We start from the raw sequence: 18,764 nt of genomic DNA, 5'->3' as shown, positions 1-18,764 counted from the left end.
CGAGGAACCATGACGAACGACGACAAGTCCCTCGCTTACCTCAAGCGGGTCTCGACCGAGCTCCAGAAGACCCGTGAGCGGCTGCGCGAGGCCGAGAGCGCACGGACGGAACCCATCGCGATCGTCGCCATGGCCTGTCGTCTGCCGGGCGGGGTGGGCAATCCCGAGGAGCTGTGGCGGCTGGTGTCCGAGGGCGTGGACGGGATCTCGGACTTCCCGGCCGACCGTGGCTGGGATCTGGCGGGCCTGTACGACCCCGATCCGGACGCGTCCGGGACGTCGTACGTGCGCGAGGGCGGCTTCCTCGACGACGTCGCCGGGTTCGACGCGGGATTCTTCGGCATCAGCCCGCGCGAGGTGCTGGCCATGGACCCGCAGCAGCGGCTGCTGCTGGAGACGTCGTGGGAGGTCTTCGAACGGGCCGGGATCGACCCCGCCGAGCTGCCCGACCGCCACGTCGGGGTGTTCGCCGGTGTCGCCGGTCAGGAGTACGCGCCCCGCATGGGCACGGGGTCCGAGGAGATCGAAGGCTATGTGCTGACCGGCGGTGCGGGCAGCGTGGTGTCCGGCCGGGTGTCGTACACCTTCGGTTTCGAGGGCCCGGCGGTGACGGTGGACACCGCGTGTTCGTCGTCGCTGGTGGCCATGCATCTGGCCGCGCAGGCGCTGCGTTCGGGCGAGTGCGCGCTGGCGCTGGCCGGTGGCGTGTGCGTGATGTCCACGCCGGGGAGCTTCGTCGAGTTCTCGCGGCAGCGCGGTCTGGCGGTGGACGGCCGGTGCAAGGCGTTCGCGGAGGCCGCCGACGGCACGGGGTGGGCCGAGGGTGTCGGGCTGCTGTTGTTGGAGCGGTTGTCGGATGCGCGGCGTCTTGGCCATGAGGTGTTGGCTGTGGTGCGGGGCAGTGCGGTGAATCAGGATGGTGCGTCGAATGGGTTGACGGCGCCGAATGGTCCGGCGCAGCAGCGGGTGATTCGTCAGGCGTTGGCGAATGCGCGGTTGTCGGCGGTGGATGTGGATGCGGTGGAGGCGCACGGTACGGGTACGTCGCTGGGTGATCCGATCGAGGCGCAGGCGCTGCTGGCGACGTACGGGCAGGAGCGCGCCGAGGACCGTCCCCTGTGGCTGGGCTCGCTGAAGTCGAACATCGGCCATGCGCAGGCTGCGGCGGGTGTCGCCGGTGTGATCAAGATGGTCGAGGCGATGCGCCGGGGTGTGTTGCCGAAGACGCTGCACGTGGACGCGCCGACATCGGCGGTGAACTGGTCCGAGGGTGCCGTTGAGCTGCTGACGGAGGCGCGTGCGTGGCCGGAGACGGGTCGCCCGCGCCGGGCGGGGGTGTCCTCGTTCGGCATCAGTGGCACCAACGCCCATGTGATTCTCGAAGCGGTCGAGAGCGAGGTCGTCGAGCGGGGGGCGGCGCCGGACGGTGTGGTGCCGCTGGTGTTGTCCGCGAAGTCGCCGGAGGCGCTGACCGCGCAGGCCGGGCGTCTGGCGTCCTTCCTGGCCGAGAACCCCACGGTCGCGCTTCCCGATGTGGGGGCGTCGCTGGCCGCACGTCCGGCATTCGATTGCCGCGGTGTGGTGGTGGCGGGTTCGTGTGGTGAGGCTGCGGGTGGGCTGTCGGGGTTGGTGGCCACGGGCGCGGGCGGTGTGGGGTCCGGGGATGTGGTGTTCGTGTTCCCGGGGCAGGGGGCGCAGTGGGTGGGTATGGCGGTCGAGTTGTTGGGGGAGTCCGAGGTTTTCGCGGGCTGGATGGAGCGGTGTGGTGAGGCGTTGGCGCCGTATGTGGGGTGGTCTCTGTTCGATGTGCTGGGCGATGAGTTCGCGTTGGAGCGGGTGGATGTGGTGCAGCCGGTGTTGTGGGCGGTGATGGTGTCGCTGGCGGGGCTGTGGCGGTCGTTCGGCGTGGAGCCGGTGGGCGTGGTGGGGCATTCGCAGGGGGAGATCGCGGCGGCGTGCGTGGCGGGCGGGCTGTCCTTGGAGGATGGTGCGTTGGTGGTGGCGCGGCGCAGCCAGGTGATCGCGTCGCGGCTGGCCGGTGGGGGCGGGATGGCATCGGTGTCGTTGCCGTCGGACGTGGTGGCGGAGCGTTTGGGCGAGGGGCTGTCGGTGGCGGCGGTCAACGGTCCGTCGTCCACGGTGGTGGCGGGCGAGGTGGCCGCGCTGGAGGCTTTGACCACGGTGCTGGAGTCGGAGGGGGTGCGGGTCCGGCGGATTCCGGTGGATTACGCGTCGCATTCGGCTCAGGTGGAGCAGATCGAGACCGAATTGCTGGAGGTGCTGGGCTCGATACGCCCGGTGTCCTCCTCGATTCCCTTCCAATCCACGGTGACGGGCGGATTGATCGACACCGCTGACCTTGATGCGGGGTACTGGTACCGGAATTTGCGGCAGCCGGTATTGCTGGGTGAGGTGACCGGGTCGCTGCTGAACAGCGGACGTCGGGTGTTCGCGGAGATGAGTCCGCATCCGGTGCTGGGGTTCGTGCTGGGTGAATCGATGGACGCGGCGGGCGTCGACGGCGTGGTGGTGGGTTCGCTGCGGCGCGACGAGGGTGGTCTGCGGCGCTTCTTGTCATCACTGGGTGAGGCGTATGCGGCGGGCGTGGACGTGGACTGGTCGGCCGCGTTCGACCGGGACAACACCCGCCATGTCACCCTGCCCACCTACCCCTTCCAGCACGAGCGCTACTGGCTGCGGGCCGAGCGTCCGCGGGGCGATGTGGCGACGGCGGGACTGTCCGCGCCGGACCACCCGCTGCTCGGCGCGGCAGTGGAGCTGCCAGGCTCCAACGCCCTTGTGTTCAGCGGTCGTTGGTCCACCCGTACGCACCCCTGGCTGGCCGACCACGCGGTGTGGGGCACGGCTCTGCTGCCCGGCACCGGCTTCGTGGACCTGGTCCTCCGCGCGGGCCACGAGGTCGACTGCGGTGTCATCGAGGAACTGGTCATCGAGGCGCCCCTGATCCTGCCGGTGGACACCGACATCCAGGTGCGCGTCGAGGTCGGCGGGGCGGACGGGACCGGCCGCCGGGCCGTGTCCGTGTACTCCCGGCCCGAGCCCGGGACGGCGGCGGAGGGCGCCCACGCGGAGTGGACCTGCCACGCCAGCGGCACCCTGGTGGCCGAGACCCCGGAACCCACCGAACCGCCCGCGGTCTGGCCACCGGCCGGGGCCACCGCCGTACCGCTGGACGTCGACACGGTGTACGCGCGACTCGCGGAGCGCGGATACGAGTACGGGCCCGCGTTCCAGGGGCTGCGAGCGGTGTGGACCCGCGGCGAGGAGATCTTCGCCGAGGTGGCCCTGCCGGAACAGCAGCGGGAGGACGCCTCCCGGTTCGCCCTGCACCCCGCGCTCCTCGACGCGTCGCTGCACGCCCCGCTGATCTACGGCACCGGGCTTCCCCGGCTGCCGTTCTCCTGGAACGGGGTCACGCTGTGGGCGCACGGCGCCGCACGGCTGCGCGCACACTTCGTCCCCCAGGGCGACGACGTGTGGCAGGTGACCGTCACCGACGCCGGTGGCATGCCCGTCGCACGGATCGACGCGCTCATCGGGCGGCAGGTCACACCGGAACAGCTCGCCGAAGCCCGGCTGGCGCGGCAGAACCGTGCGTCCGGCCTCGACAGCCTGACGTACCGGACCAGCTGGGTCCCGGCCGACCTGCCCGACGCACCCTCGCTCACGGGCACCTGGCTGGTCGCGGCGCCCGCCGCGCACGCGGACGGCGATGTCGTACGGGCGAGCCTCGCCGCCCTGAGCGAGCACGGCGCACAGCCCCTGCTGCTGCCGGTGGCCGACGCCGACCGTGCCGCGCTCACCCGGCGGATCGGTGACCAGGCCGAGGGGCACGACGTCACGGGCGTACTGTCGCTGCTCGCCCTGGACGAGACCGCGCTCCCCGACCGGCCGGGCGTCACCCGGGGGCTCGCGGCGGCGCTCACCCTGGTCCAGGCGCTGGGCGACGCCGCGATCGACGCACCGCTGTGGTCGGCCACCCAGGGCGCGGTGACCACCGATGCCGCCCATGCCACTGACCCCGTACGGTGCCCGGCCCAGGCCGCCCACTGGGGCCTCGGCCAGGTGGCCGCACTGGAACACCCCGCGCGCTGGGGTGGACTGGTCGACCTGCCCGAAAAGCTCGACGCACCGGCCGGTGCGCGGCTGGCCGCCGTACTGGGCGGGGGCTGCGAGGGCGAGGACCAGTTCGCGCTGCGCGAGGACGGGGCGTCCGTACGCCGCCTGGAGCGCGCACAGCTCGACATCCCCGCTGACCAGCCCGCGTGGCAGCCCTCGGGCACGGTCCTCATCACCGGCGGTACGGGAGCGCTCGGCGGCCATGTCGCGCGGTGGCTCGCGGGGAAGGGCGCCGAACACCTCGTACTCGTCAGCCGCCGGGGCGCGGACAGCGCCGGTGCCACCGAACTCGAAGCCGAACTCACCGCGATGGGCGCCCGCGTGACCCTCGGCGCCTGCGATGTGGCGGACCGGCAGGCGCTCGCGGAACTCCTGCGGCGGCTGGAGGCCGACGGGGACCCGGTCCGTGCGGTGGTGCACGCCGCCGGAGTCAACGGCTTCGGCGCCCTCGCCGACACCACCGTGGCGGAATTCGCCGACATCGTGTCCGCGAAGGTCGCCGGGGCCGCACACCTCGACGCACTGCTCGACGGGGCTTCCCTCGACGCGTTCGTGCTGTTCTCCTCGATCGCCGGAGTGTGGGGGAGCGGCAGCCAGAGCGCCTACTCCGCCGCCAACGCCTCCCTGGACGCCCTGGCCCAGCACCGGCGCGGCCTCGGCAAGCCCGCCACCTCGGTGGCCTGGGGAGCCTGGGCGGGCGGTGGCATGGTCGACGCCACCTCGGCGCCCCAGCTGCGCCGCCAGGGCATCGGACCCGTACCGCCCGAGCCGCTGCTCTCCGCGCTGGAGCAGCTGCTGACCGGCGGCGAGACCACGATGACCATCGCCGGCATCGACTGGAAGAAGTTCGTCCCGGCCTTCACCTCCGCCCGGCCGAGCGCACTGCTCCAGGGCCTGCCCGAGGCCCGCCGCATCGTCGCCGCCGAGGCCAGGGCCCGGCGCACCGACCTCGCCACGGCCGACTCGCTCCGCCGACGCCTCGCCGGACTCGCCGAGAACGAGCAGACGGCCGTCCTGCTGGAACTGGTGCGGGCCGAGGCGGCGGTGGTGCTCGGACACACCGGCGTGGCGGCCATCGAGCCGGGCCGGGCCTTCCAGGAGCTGGGGCTCGACTCGCTCACCGCCGTCGAACTGCGCAACAAGCTGTCCGCGGCCACCGGGATGCGGCTGCCCGCCACCCTGCTCTTCGACCACCCGACCCCCGAGGTCCTGGTGCCCCACCTGCGGGAAGGACTGGTCCCGGACAGCGGTCCCGCCGTCCACCACGCGGTGACCGAGGCGGAGAAGCTGGCGGCCTCGCTCGCCTCGGTGGCCGACGACCCCGCCGTACGCGGCCGGGTCACCACGATCCTCCAGGCCCTCGCGGCCAAGTGGAGCCCGGACGCCACCGCCACCGGCACCGGCGAGACCGACGACGATCTCGCCTCGGTGAGTGACGACGAGGTCTTCGACATCATCGACAACGAATTCAGTATTTCCTGACGAATTCAGTGATTCCTGACGCCCCGGCCCGCTGGATTCCCGCGAGGAGCTGACCTTCCATGGTGGACAACACGAAGTACCGCGACTACCTCAACAAGGCTGTCGCCACCGCGCGTCAGGCCACGCGGCGGCTGCGCGAGATCGAGGAAAAGTCGTGGGAACCCATCGCGATCGTCGGCATGGCCTGCCGTCTGCCGGGCGGGGTGGCCTCTCCCGAGGACCTGTGGCGGCTGGTGTCCGAGGGTGTGGACGCCATCTCGGAGTTCCCCGCGGACCGCGGCTGGGACGTGGCGGGGCTGTACGACCCGGACCCCGACGTGCCCGGGAAGTCCTACGTGCGCGAGGGCGGCTTCATCGAGGACGCCACGGGATTCGACGCGGCGTTCTTCGGGCTCTCCCCGCGTGAGGCCCTTGCCATGGACCCGCAGCAGCGGCTGCTGCTGGAAACCTCGTGGGAGGTCTTCGAACGCGCCGGAATCCCCCCGACCTCGCTGCGCGGGCGGAACGTCGGCTTCTACACCGGCGTGATGCACCACGACTACGCCCCCCGGGTGCACGAGGTCCCCGAGGACCTGGAGGCCTACCTGGGGCGGGGCAGCGCGGGAAGCTTCGCCTCGGGCCGGGTTTCGTACACCCTGGGCCTCGAAGGCCCGTCGGTGACCGTGGACACCGCCTGCTCGTCGTCGCTGGTGGCCATCCACCTCGCCGTGCAGTCGCTGCGCTCCGGCGAGTCGGAGATGGCGCTCGCCGGTGGCGCGGCCGTCATGTCCGACAGCCAGATGTTCGTGGAGTTCTCCCGCCAGCGCGGGCTCTCCCCGGACGGCCGGTGCAGGGCGTTCGCGGCGGGCGCCAACGGGACCGGCTTCTCCGAGGGCGTCGGGCTGCTGTTGCTGGAGCGGTTGTCGGATGCGCGGCGTCTTGGCCATGAGGTGTTGGCTGTGGTGCGGGGCAGTGCGGTGAATCAGGATGGTGCGTCGAATGGGTTGACGGCGCCGAATGGTCCGGCGCAGCAGCGGGTGATTCGTCAGGCGTTGGCGAATGCGCGGTTGTCGGCGGTGGATGTGGATGCGGTGGAGGCGCACGGTACGGGTACGTCGCTGGGTGATCCGATCGAGGCGCAGGCGCTGCTGGCGACGTACGGGCAGGAGCGCGCGGAGGACCGCCCCCTGTGGCTGGGGTCGCTGAAGTCCAACATCGGCCACGCTCAGTCTGCGGCCGGTGTGGCCGCGGTCATCAAGATGGTCGAGGCCATGCGGCACGGTGTGCTGCCGAAGACGCTGCACGTGGACGCGCCGACACCGGAAGTGGACTGGTCCGCGGGCGCGGTGGAGCTGCTGACCGAGGCCCGCGCGTGGCCGCGGCGCGAGGAGCCGCGCCGCGTCGGCGTCTCCTCCTTCGGGCTCAGTGGCACCAATGCCCATGTGGTTCTCGAAGCGGCGGAGAGCGAGGTCGTCGAACGGGGGCCGGTGCCGGAGGGTGTGGTGCCGCTGGTGCTGTCCGCGAAGTCGCCGGAGGCGCTGACCGCGCAGGCCGGGCGTCTGGCGTCCTTCCTGGCCAAGAACCCTGAGGTCGAGCTGCGCGACGTGGCGGCGTCGCTGGTGCGATCGCGGGTGGAGTTCGACTGCCGTGGTGTGGTGGTCGCGGGTTCGTGTGGTGAGGCTGCGGGTGGGCTGTCGGGGTTGACGGGCACGGGCGCGGGCGGTGCGGGGTCCGGGGATGTGGTGTTCGTGTTCCCGGGGCAGGGGGCGCAGTGGGTGGGTATGGCGAGCGAACTGATCGCGTCGTCCGAGGTGTTCGCGGAGCACATGGCCGCGTGTGAAACGGCGCTGGCGCCCTTCGTGGACTGGTCGCTCCGCGATGTGCTGGGCGATGAGGCCATGCTGGAGCGGGTCGATGTCGTCCAGCCGGTGTTGTGGGCGGTGATGGTGTCGCTGGCGGGGTTGTGGCGGTCGTTCGGCGTGGAGCCGGTGGGCGTGGTGGGGCATTCGCAGGGGGAGATCGCGGCGGCGTGTGTGGCGGGCGGGCTGTCTTTGGAGGATGGCGCGTTGGTGGTGGCGCGGCGCAGTCAGGTGATCGCGTCGCGGCTGGCCGGTGGCGGGGGTATGGCGTCTGTGGCGTTGCCCTCGGATGTGGTGGCGGGGCGTTTGGGCGAGGGGCTGTCGGTGGCGGCGGTCAATGGTCCGTCGTCCACGGTGGTGGCCGGTGAGGCCGGTGCACTGGACGCGCTGATGGAGGCGTTGGAGTCGGAGGGGGTGCGGGTCCGGCGGGTTCCGGTGGACTACGCGTCGCATTCGGCTCAGGTGGAGCAGGTCGAGGCGGAGTTGCTGGAGGTACTGGGCGCGGTGCGTCCGGTGTCCTCGCGGATTCCGTTCCATTCGACGGTGACCGGTGAGGTGATGGACACCGCCGATCTGGATGCCGCGTACTGGTACCGGAACTTGCGGCAGACGGTGTTGCTGGGGGACGTGACCCAGTCGCTGCTGGACGGCGGGCGCCGGGTGTTCGTGGAGATGAGCCCGCATCCGGTGCTGGGGTTCGTGCTGGGTGAGTCGATGGACGCGGCCGGCGTCGAGGGCGCGGCGGTCGGATCGCTCCGGCGTGGCGAGGGCGGACTGGAGCGCTTCCTGCGGTCGGTGGGCGAGGCGTACGTGGCCGGGGTGGAGGTGGACTGGTCGGCCGCGTTCGACCAGGACAACACCCGCCATGTCACCCTGCCCACCTACCCCTTCCAGCACCAGCGCTACTGGCTGGACGCGGGCGACAAGCCGAAGCAGGCAGCCGACCCGGCCGACGCGGCGTTCTGGGCCGCCATCGACTCCGGGAACACCGGCGCCCTCGCCGACGATCTGCACCTGGACGCCTCGGTGCTGGACCAGGTGGTGCCCGCGCTGTCGTCCTGGCGGCGGCGACAGCACGAACAGTCCGTCGTCGACGGATGGCGATACCGCCTCGACTGGGAGCGGGTGAACCCCGGCCCCCACACGGCCTCCGGCACCTGGCTCGTGGCGCTCGGCGCCGGGCCGAGCCCGTTCACCGACGCGATCCTCGACGGCCTCACCGAGCGCGGCGTACGCATCCTCCGCGTCGAGGCCGACGACAGCGAGCGCAAGCAACTCGCCGAACTGCTGCCCGACGAGCCCGTGGCCGGTGTCCTGTCCCTCCTCGCGCTCGACGACCGCCCCCACCCCGTCCACTCCAGCTGGTCACGGGGCACGATCAACACCGTCACCCTGGTGCAGGCACTCGGCGACGCGGGCATCACCGCACCCCTCTGGGCCGTCACCTCCGGCGGCGTCGCGGTGGCCGACTCCGCCGAGCTGACCAGCGAACTCCAGCACATGATGTGGGGGGTCGGCACCGTACTGGCGCTGGACCACCCGGACACCTGGGGCGGGCTGGTCGACCTGCCCGCCGACACCGACGGCGACGCTGACGGCCACACGATCGGCCTGCTCTGCGCGGCGCTGGCGGCGGCGGACGGCGAGGACCAGCTCGCCATCCGCACCGACGGCCTCTACGCCCGACGCATGCTGCGCGCACCCCTGGACGGCCCGCCCACCACCCCCTGGACACCGTCCGGGACCGTACTGATCACCGGTGGCACCGGTGGCACCGGCGCACACGTGGCCCGGTGGCTGGCCGAACAGGGTGCCGCACATCTGATCCTCACCAGCCGCCGGGGCGACGACGCCCCGGGCGCCGCCGACCTCCGCGCCGAGCTGGAGGAACGGGGCGCGCGGGTGACCATCGCCGCCTGCGACGTCGCCGACCGGGACGCCGTGGCCGCGCTGCTCGGCCTCGTCCCCGACGAACACCCCCTGACCGCCGTACTGCACCTCGCCGGGGCGAACCAGACCGAGGCACCCCTGTCCGAACTCGACGTGGAGCGATTCGTCGAGATGGGCAACGCCAAGATCGCCGGGGCCCGGCATCTCGACGAGCTGCTGGCCGATCACGAGCTGGACGCGTTCGTGCTCTTCTCCTCCGGCGCCACCGCCTGGGGCAGCTCCGGCCTCACCTCGTACGCCGGTGCCAACGCCTACCTCGACGCCCTGGCCCACCGCCGCCGCGCCCGAGGCCGCACCGCCACCTCGATCGCCTGGGGCGCCTGGGACGGCGGTGGCATGGTGGACGAGGCGATGGCCGCCGAGATGACCCGGCTCGGCGTCACCCTCATGGCCCCGCACCTCGCCGTTTCCGCACTGGCGCAGGCGGTCGAGCACGACCGGACCCACCTGGTCGTCGCCGGAATGGACTGGAACCGCTTCGCCCCGACGTTCACCATGGCGCGGCCGCGCCCCCTGCTGCGCGGTCTTCCGGAGGTCACCGACCTGCTGGCCGCCACCAGCGATGACACCCCGGACGCCGCCGCCTCCGCGCTCCGCGCCCGGCTGCTGGAACTGCCCGAGGCCGAGCAGCGCCGGACACTGACCGATCTGGTGCGCGAGGAAGCGGGTTCCGTACTGGGGCATGCGGACCGCGAGACCGTGGTGGCGGAGCGGGCGTTCAAGGAGATCGGGTTCGACTCGGTCACGGCCGTGGAGCTGCGCAACCGCCTGGTGGGCGCCACCCGGCTGCGGCTCCCCGCCACCTTGGTCTTCGACTACCCGAACCCGGTGGCGCTGGCCGACCACCTGCGCACCGAACTCCTCGGCGATCAGGCGACCGACGCCGCTGCCGCGACCGCTACGGCCGTCGCCGCCGCGCCCGCGGCCGAGCCGGGCGCGTCCGCCCACGACCCCATCGCGATCGTGGCGATGAGCTGCCGACTGCCCGGCGGGGTGCGGTCCCCGGAGGAGCTGTGGACCCTGCTCTCCGAGGGACGCGAAGCGGTCTGCGACTTCCCGACCGACCGGGGCTGGGACCTGGACAATCTGTTCTCCGACGCCCCGGACGCCGCAGGCACGTCGTACGTCCGCCGCGGTGGCTTCCTGCACGACGTCGCCGCCTTCGACGCCGGATTCTTCGGCATCAACCCGCGCGAGGCGCTGGCGATGGACCCGCAGCAGCGGCTGCTGCTGGAGACCTCCTGGGAGGTCTTCGAACGCGCCGGTATCGACCCGACGTCCCTGCGCGGCAAGGACGTCGGCGTGTTCACCGGCATGGGATCGCAGGACTACACCCCGCGCCTCGGCGGCGGCGCCGAGGGCACCGAGGGATACGCGCTGACCGGCAGCGCGGGAAGCGTCGCCTCCGGGCGCATCTCCTACACGCTGGGACTCGAAGGGCCCGCGCTCACCATCGACACGGCATGCTCGTCGTCCCTGGTGGCGCTGCACTCCGCGACCCAGGCCCTGCGCAGCGGCGAATGCTCGCTGGCCCTGGCCGGAGGCGTCGCCGTGATGTCCACTCCGGGTGTGTTCGTGGAGTTCTCCCGGCAGCGCGGACTCGCCCCGGACGGCCGCTGCAAGGCGTTCGCCGACGGCGCGGACGGTACGGGGTGGTCCGAGGGCGTCGGATTGCTGTTGCTGGAGCGGTTGTCGGACGCGCGGGCGAATGGGCACCAGGTGCTGGCTGTGGTGCGGGGCAGCGCGGTGAACCAGGACGGTGCGTCGAACGGTCTTACGGCTCCCAACGGTCCCTCGCAGCAGCGGGTGATCCGCCAGGCCCTCGCCAACGCGGGTGTCTCGTCCGCCGATGTCGATGCGGTGGAGGCACACGGTACGGGTACGTCGCTGGGCGACCCGATCGAGGCGCAGGCGCTGCTGGCCACGTACGGCCAGGAACGCCCGGCCGACCGCCCCCTGTGGTTGGGAGCCCTGAAGTCCAACATCGGCCACACCGGGGCCACGGCGGGTGTCGCCGGTGTCATCAAGATGGTCGAGGCGATGCGGCGGGGTGTGCTGCCGAAGACACTGCACGTGGACGCGCCGACGTCGAAGGTGGATTGGTCGGCGGGTGCGGTGGAGCTGCTGACGGAGGCGCGCGAGTGGCCGGAGGCGAATCGCCCGAGGCGCGCGGGCGTGTCGGCATTCGGCATCGGCGGGACGAACGCGCACGTGGTGCTGGAGGCCGCCGTTGAGGAGGACGTTGCCGAGCGGGTTGTTTCCGGTGGTGTGGTCCCGTTGGTGGTGTCGGGCAAGTCGCCGGAGGCGGTGAGTGCGCAGGCAGAGCGGCTGGCGGCCCATCTGGAGGCCCATGACGCGGTGAGCCTGACGGATGTTGCTTACTCGTTGGCGGTGTCGCGGGCGCACTTTGATCACCGTGCGGTGGTGGTGGCGGACTCCGCCGATGCGGCGCGAGAGGCCCTGGTCGCGGTGCGTGGTGAGGAGGCGGCTTCCGGCCGGTTGGGTGTGGTGTTCACCGGTCAGGGGTCGCAGCGGGTCGGTATGGGGCGTGAGCTGTACGCGGCGTACCAGGTGTTCGCGGAGGCGTTCGACCAAGTGTGTGCGGCCGTGGACGTTCTCCTCGGCCGGTCGTTGAAGGAGGTCGTCTTCGGCGACTCCGAGCTGATGGATGAGACGGGTTTCGCGCAGCCTGCTCTGTTCGCGGTGGAGGTGGCGCTGTTCCGGCTGATGGAGTCGTGGGGTGTGCGGCCTGACTTCGTTGCGGGGCATTCGATCGGTGAGGTCGTGGCCGCGTACGTGGCTGGTGTGTGGTCCCTTGAGGACGCGGCGGCATTGGTGGTGGCTCGGGGCCGCCTGATGCAGGCGCTCCCGGCGGGCGGCGTGATGGTGGCCGTCGAAGCCACCGAGGACGAAGTGGCCCCGCTGCTGACCGATGGCGTGAGCATCGCAGCGATCAACGGGCCGACATCGCTGGTGCTCTCCGGAGCCGAGGACGCGGTCCTCGCTGTGACGGAGCACTTTGAGGACCGCAGGACCAAGCAGCTGCGGGTGTCGCACGCCTTCCACTCGTCGCTGATGGACGGGATGTTGGAGGACTTCCGCCAGGTCGCGGCCGGTCTGTCCTATGCCCGGCCGCAGCTGCCGGTGGTGTCGAACCTGACCGGTGAGCCGGCTGACTCGGAGCGCTTGTGCTCGCCGGAGTACTGGGTCGAGCACGTGCGTGGCACGGTCCGCTTCGCCGACGGTGTGGAGGCCCTGCGGAAGCAGGGAGTGGGCACCTTCCTGGAGCTGGGCCCCGACGGCGTCTTGACCGCGATGACCGGACAGGACGGGGTGCCGACCCTGCGCCGCGACGTGACCGACGAACGCCGCGCGCTGCTCACCGCCGTAGGACGACTGCACGTCCGAGGGATCGAGGTGGACTGGGAGCAGGTGTTCGCGGGTATGGGCGCGCGTCGCGTCGACCTGCCGACGTACGCCTTCCGGCAGGAGAAGTTCTGGCTGGCCGCGACCGCACCCGCCATGAGCGACGTGTCGATGGACCATCCGCTGCTCGGCGCCGTGGTGGCCGTTCCGGACACGGGCGGTGTGGTGTGCACCGGCCGGTTGTCGTTGGCCGCGCAGCCATGGCTCGCCGATCACGTGGTGTCGGGTGTGCCCGTCGTACCCGGGTCGGCGCTGGTCGAGCTGGCACTCCGCGCCGGTGACGAGGTCGGCGTCGGCTCCCTGCCGGAGCTGGTGAGCGAGGCGCCGCTGGTGCTGCCGGAAACGGGCTCGGTGCGGGTGCAGGTCTCGGTGGGTGCCTCGGACGACGCGGGTCGGCGTCCGGTGGACATCTACTCCAGGCCCGAGAAGGGCGATGCGCCCTGGACCCGCCATGCGACCGGGTCGCTGGCGGCCGCCGGGGCGAACCCGCCGGTGAACGTGGACGTATGGCCTCCGGCCGACGCGGAGCCCGCCCCGGTCGATGCCCTCCCCGGAGACCTGCGGCGGGTGTGGACGCGCGGCACCGATGTCTTCGCCGACATCGGACTCGGCGAGCAGCACACGGCCACCGCCGGGCGTTTCGGCATCCACCCGGCGCTTCTGGAGGCCGCGGCACAGGCTGCCGGGCTGCCGGGCCGGGCCGCCGAATGGTTTGGCGTGACCCTGCACGCCACCGGCGCGTCGGAGGTGCGGGTGCGGATCTCGCCCACCGGCCCCGCGTCGATGTCGCTGGAGATCGCCGATGGCGCGGGTGCGCCGGTCGCGTCCGTGGACTCGCTCGTACTGCGGGCGATCGCGAACGAGGAACTGAGGACGACGGCCGGACATGACGCGCTGTTCCGCGTCGAGTGGTCGCAGGTGGCGATGCGGCCTGCGGACGATCGTGTAGGCACCGCCGGTTCGGGAGAAGTGACATCGCTGGAAGCGATGTCGTCCGAGGACGGAGCCGAGGGCGCCCACGCGCTGGTCGCACACGTCCTCACCGGGCTTCAGGCATTCCTCGGCTCGTCCGCAGACGCCGCGCACCGTCTGGTCGTGGTGACGCGCGGCGCGGTCGGGGTGTTCGGCGACGCGGAGGTGACCGACCCCGCGGGTGCCGCGGTGTGGGGGCTGGTGCGTTCGGCGCAGGCGGAGAACCCGGGCCGTGTGGTGGTGCTGGACGTGGACGGTGGCGAGCCGTCCGATGAGCTGATCGCGACCGTGCTGGCCTCGGGTGAGCCGCAGGTGGCGGTGCGGGCGGGGAACGTCTACGCACCGCGGCTGGCCAGGAGCTCCGCGGCGTTCGCCCGGGCCGGTGCGGAGCGGGTGCTGAACCCCGAGGGCACGGTGCTGATCACCGGTGGCACCGGAACACTGGGCGGCGTCGTCGCCCGCCATGTGGTGTCCGCCCACGGTGTCCGCCATCTGGTGCTGGCCAGCCGTCGTGGACCGGCGGTGGCGGGTGCCGAGGAGCTGAAGGCCGAGCTGGAAGGGCTCGGGGCGAGTGTCGCGCTGGTCGCGTGTGACGTGGCGGATCGGGATTCCCTGCGTACGGTGCTGGACGCCGTACCCGATGACCGGCCGCTGACCGGTGTGGTGCACACCGCCGGGGTGCTGGACGACGGTGTGATCGCGAGCCTGACCCCGGACCGGCTGGGCGCGGTGTTCCGGCCGAAGGTCGATGCGGCGCGGGTACTGCACGAGCTGACCGCCGATCTGGGCCTGGACGCGTTCGTCCTGTATTCGTCGGCGTCCGGAATGATCGGCGGCCCGGGGCAGGGCAACTACTCGGCGGCGAACGCTTTCCTGGACGCGTTCGCGCAGTGGCGTCGGGTGCAAGGGCTGCCCGCGGTGTCCCTGGCATGGGGCCAGTGGGCCGAATCGAGCACCATGACAGGGAAGTTGAGCGACGCGGATCTGGCCCGGCTGAGCCGCGCCGGTGTCGAACCGCTCTCCTCGGAAGAGGGCATGGCCCTGTTCGACGTCGGTCTGCGGGGTGAGGAGGCGGTGCTGGCGCCGGTGAAGTTCGACGTCGCCGCCCTGACGGAACAGGCGGCGGCCGACCTCCTCCCGCCAATGCTGCGGGGGCTGGTGCGTCGGCCTCGCCGCACCGCGGGCGCGCCCGGCGGCACCCCGACTGCGGCCGGTGTGTCCCTGGCCGACCGGCTGGCGTCGATGGCGGTGGCGGAGCAGCGGCGCACCCTGGTGGAGCTGGTACGCGGCGACGCGGCGACCGTCCTCGGCCGACCGGGCAAGGACGTCATCGCGCCGGACCGTGCCTTCAAGGACATCGGGTTCGACTCCCTCACCGGGGTGGAGCTGCGCAACCGGCTCACGGCGGCCACGGGGCTGGCACTGCCCGCCTCCGCGGTGTTCGACCATCCGACACCTGCCGCCCTCGCCGAGTATCTGTTGGGTCAATTGGTCACTCCCGAGGCGTCCGTGCTGTCCGAACTCGACCGCCTGGAAGCGGCGTTCGGCTCCACGGCCCTGGAGGACACGGTGAAATCCCAGGTGGTCAAGCGCCTCCAGGCCCTGGCCACCAGGTGGGCGTCGTCCGGCGGCGCCTTCGAGGCCGACGAGGAGTTCGACTTCGACTCCGCCTCCGACGACGAGCTCTTCGACTTCGCCGAGAGCGAGCTCGGCTCCTCGTGACCGCCGGCACCACCGCCCGAACCTCCTGATGGGGAGACCTTCCATGACGACGAACGACGACAAGCTCCGCGGTTACCTCAAGCGTGCGCTCGCCGACCTTTCCCAGGCCCGGACGCGGCTGCGCGAGATCGAGTCCGAGAAGACGGACCCGATCGCGATCGTCGCCATGGGCTGCCGCCTGCCGGGCGGGGTGGCGTCGCCCGAGGACCTGTGGGGGCTCGTCGCCGGTGGCACCGACGGCATCAGCCCCTTCCCGTCGGACCGGGGCTGGGACCTGGAGAGCATCTACGACCCGGACCCCGAGCGCTCCGGGACGTCGTACGTCAGGGAAGGCGGCTTCGTCGCCGACGCCGCGGACTTCGACGCGGCCTTCTTCGGCATCAGCCCGCGTGAGGCGCTGGCGATGGATCCGCAGCAGCGGCTGCTGCTGGAGACGTCGTGGGAGGTCTTCGAACGGGCCGGTATCGACCCGGCCACACTGCGCGGCCGCAGCGTGGGCGTCTTCGCCGGAGCCAAGCCGCAGGACTACATCCCCCGCCTGGAGGAGGGCGAGGAGGGCGCCGAGGGCTATGCGCTCACGGGCAGCGCGGGCGCCGTCACCTCGGGCCGCGTGGCCTACAGCTTCGGCTTCGAAGGCCCCGCGGTCACCATCGACACGGCGTGCTCCTCGGCCCTGGTGGCCATCCACCTGGCCGCGCAGGCGCTGCGCTCGGGCGAATGCTCGCTGGCGCTGGCCGGAGGTGTCGCGGTGATGGCCTCCCCGGGCGCGTTCGTCGCGTTCTCCCGGCAGCGCGGTCTGGCGATGGACGCCCGGTGCAAGGCATTCGCGGCCGGTGCGGACGGTACGGCGTGGGCCGAGGGCGTCGGTCTGTTGTTGCTGGAGCGGTTGTCGGATGCTCGGGCGAACGGTCACCAGGTGTTGGCTGTGGTGCGGGGTTCGGCGGTGAACCAGGACGGTGCGTCGAATGGTCTGACGGCGCCGAATGGTCCTTCGCAGCAGCGGGTGATCCGGCAGGCCCTTGCCAACGCCGGTCTCATCGGCACGGATGTCGATGCGGTGGAGGCGCACGGTACGGGTACGTCGCTGGGCGACCCGATCGAGGCGCAGGCGCTGCTGGCCACGTACGGCCAGGGGCGCCCGGTTGACTCTCCGCTGTGGCTGGGCTCGTTGAAGTCCAACATCGGCCACACCCAGGCGACGGCGGGTGTCGCCAGCGTGATCAAGATGGTCGAGGCGATGCGGCGGGGTGTGCTGCCGAAGACGCTGCATGTGGATGCGCCGTCGCCGAAGGTGGATTGGTCGGCGGGTGCGGTGGAGCTGCTGACGGAGGCGCGTGAGTGGCCGGATGTGGATCGGCCGAGGCGTGCGGCGGTGTCGTCGTTCGGTATCAGCGGGACGAACGCGCACGTGGTGCTGGAGCAGGTGGTGGAGGAGCCTGCCGCCGAGCGGGTCGTTTCCGGTGGTGCGGTGCCGCTGGTGGTGTCGGGGAAGTCTGCGGAGGCGGTGGGTGCGCAGGCGGAGCGGCTGGCGGCCTATCTGGAGGCCCATGACGCGGTGAGCCTTACGGATGTTGCTTACTCGTTGGCGGTGTCGCGGGCGCACTTTGATCACCGTGCGGTGGTGGTGGCGGACTCCGTGGATGAGGCGCGAGGTGCGCTGTCCACGGTGCGTGGTGAGGAGGTGGCCTCCGGCCGGTTGGGTGTGGTGTTCACCGGTCAGGGGTCGCAGCGGATCGGTATGGGGCGTGAGCTGTACGCGGCGTACCCGGTGTTCGCGGAGGCGTTCGATGCGGTGTGCGCTGCCGTGGATGGGTTGCTCGGCCGGTCGTTGAAGGAGGTCGTCTTCGGCGAGTCCGAGCTGCTGGACGAGACGGGTTTCGCGCAGCCTGCCTTGTTCGCGGTGGAGGTGGCGCTGTTCCGGCTGGTGGAGTCGTGGGGTGTGCGGCCCGACTTCGTTGCGGGGCATTCGATCGGTGAGGTCGTGGCCGCGTATGTGGCCGGTGTGTGGTCCTTGGAGGATGCGGCGGCTTTGGTGGTGGCCCGGGGCCAGCTGATGCAGGCGCTCCCGGCGGGCGGGGCCATGGTGGCGGTCGAGGCTGCCGAGGACGAAGTGGTCCCGCTGCTGACCGAGGGCGTGAGCATCGCGGCCATCAATGGGCCGACGTCGCTGGTGCTCTCCGGAGCCGAGGACGCGGTTCTTGCGGTGACGGGGCGCTTTGAGGGGCGCCGGACCAAGCGGCTGCGGGTGTCGCACGCCTTCCACTCGCCGCTGATGGACGGGATGTTGGATGACTTCCGTCAGGTCGCGGCTGGTCTGTCCTATGCCCAGCCACAGCTGCCGGTGGTGTCGAACCTGACCGGTGAGGTGGCCGACGCTGCGCGTCTGTGTTCGCCGGAGTACTGGGTCGAGCACGTGCGTGGCACGGTCCGTTTCGCCGATGGGGTGGAGGCTCTGCGGGCGGAGGGGGTGGCCACGTTCCTGGAGCTGGGTCCCGATGGTGTGCTGACTGCGATGGTGGGGGAGGACGGTGTGCCGACCCTCCGCCGCGATGTGACCGACGAGCCCCGCGCGCTGCTGACCGCCGTAGGACGACTGCACGTCCGCGGGGTCGAGGTGGACTGGGAGCAGGTGTTCGCGGGGATGGGCGCGCGTCGCGTCGACCTGCCGACGTACGCCTTCCAGCGGCAGCGCTTCTGGCTGACCTCTGGCGTCCCGGCGGCCGATGGAGCATTGGCGGCGGAGCACCCGTTGCTGAGCACGGTCATGCCCGTACCGGACACCGGTGGTGTGGTGTGCAGTGGTCGGTTGTCGTTGGCTGTTCAGCCGTGGCTGGCTGATCACGCGGTGTCGGGTGTGGTGCTGCTGCCGGGTGCGGCGCTCGTGGAGCTGGCGGTCCGTGCTGGGGATGAGGTGGGCGCGGGGTCTTTGCGGGAGTTGGTGATCGAGGCGCCGTTGGTGGTGCCGGACTCGGGTGCGGTACGCGTACAGGTCTCGGTCGGCGGGGTTGAGGCCGACGGTGTGCGTTCGGTTGCGGTGTACTCGCGGCCCGACGATGCGGTGTCCGAGACACCGTGGACTCGCCACGCCAGCGGCCAGCTCGCGAGCGAGGCACCGGCCCCCGGCCACTCCTTCGACGTCTGGCCGCCGGAGGGGGCTGAGGCGGTGGATGTGTCGGGCCTGTATGGGGAGCTGGCCGGGCGGGGTTATGGCTATGGGCCGGTGTTTCAGGGGTT

The 18,764-nt window shown here is 71.7% G+C and carries 2 protein-coding genes and 1 pseudogene; all 3 read left to right on the top strand.

The annotated features are described in order from the left end of the window. Nucleotides 1–9: 9 nt before the first annotated feature. A pseudogene (locus ACH4TL_RS28800) lies at nt 10–5,622 on the top strand (type I polyketide synthase); the annotation flags it as partial. A 59-nt stretch (nt 5,623–5,681) separates the two neighbouring features. Continuing rightward, nucleotides 5,682–15,530: a type I polyketide synthase gene (locus ACH4TL_RS28795; protein WP_398321390.1), complete on the top strand. Its 9,849-nt coding sequence runs from the start codon at nt 5,682–5,684 to the stop codon at nt 15,528–15,530. Nucleotides 15,531–15,555: 25 nt separating this feature from the next. After that, a partial coding sequence (locus ACH4TL_RS28790) for a type I polyketide synthase (protein WP_398322130.1) occupies nt 15,556–18,764 on the top strand: 3,209 nt, incomplete at its 3' end.

This window comes from Streptomyces sp. NPDC021115 (genome assembly GCF_044333065.1).
GTDB lineage: Bacteria > Actinomycetota > Actinomycetes > Streptomycetales > Streptomycetaceae > Streptomyces.
Note: the sequence above shows the minus strand (reverse complement) of the source record. Positions and strands in the feature narration are given on the sequence as shown.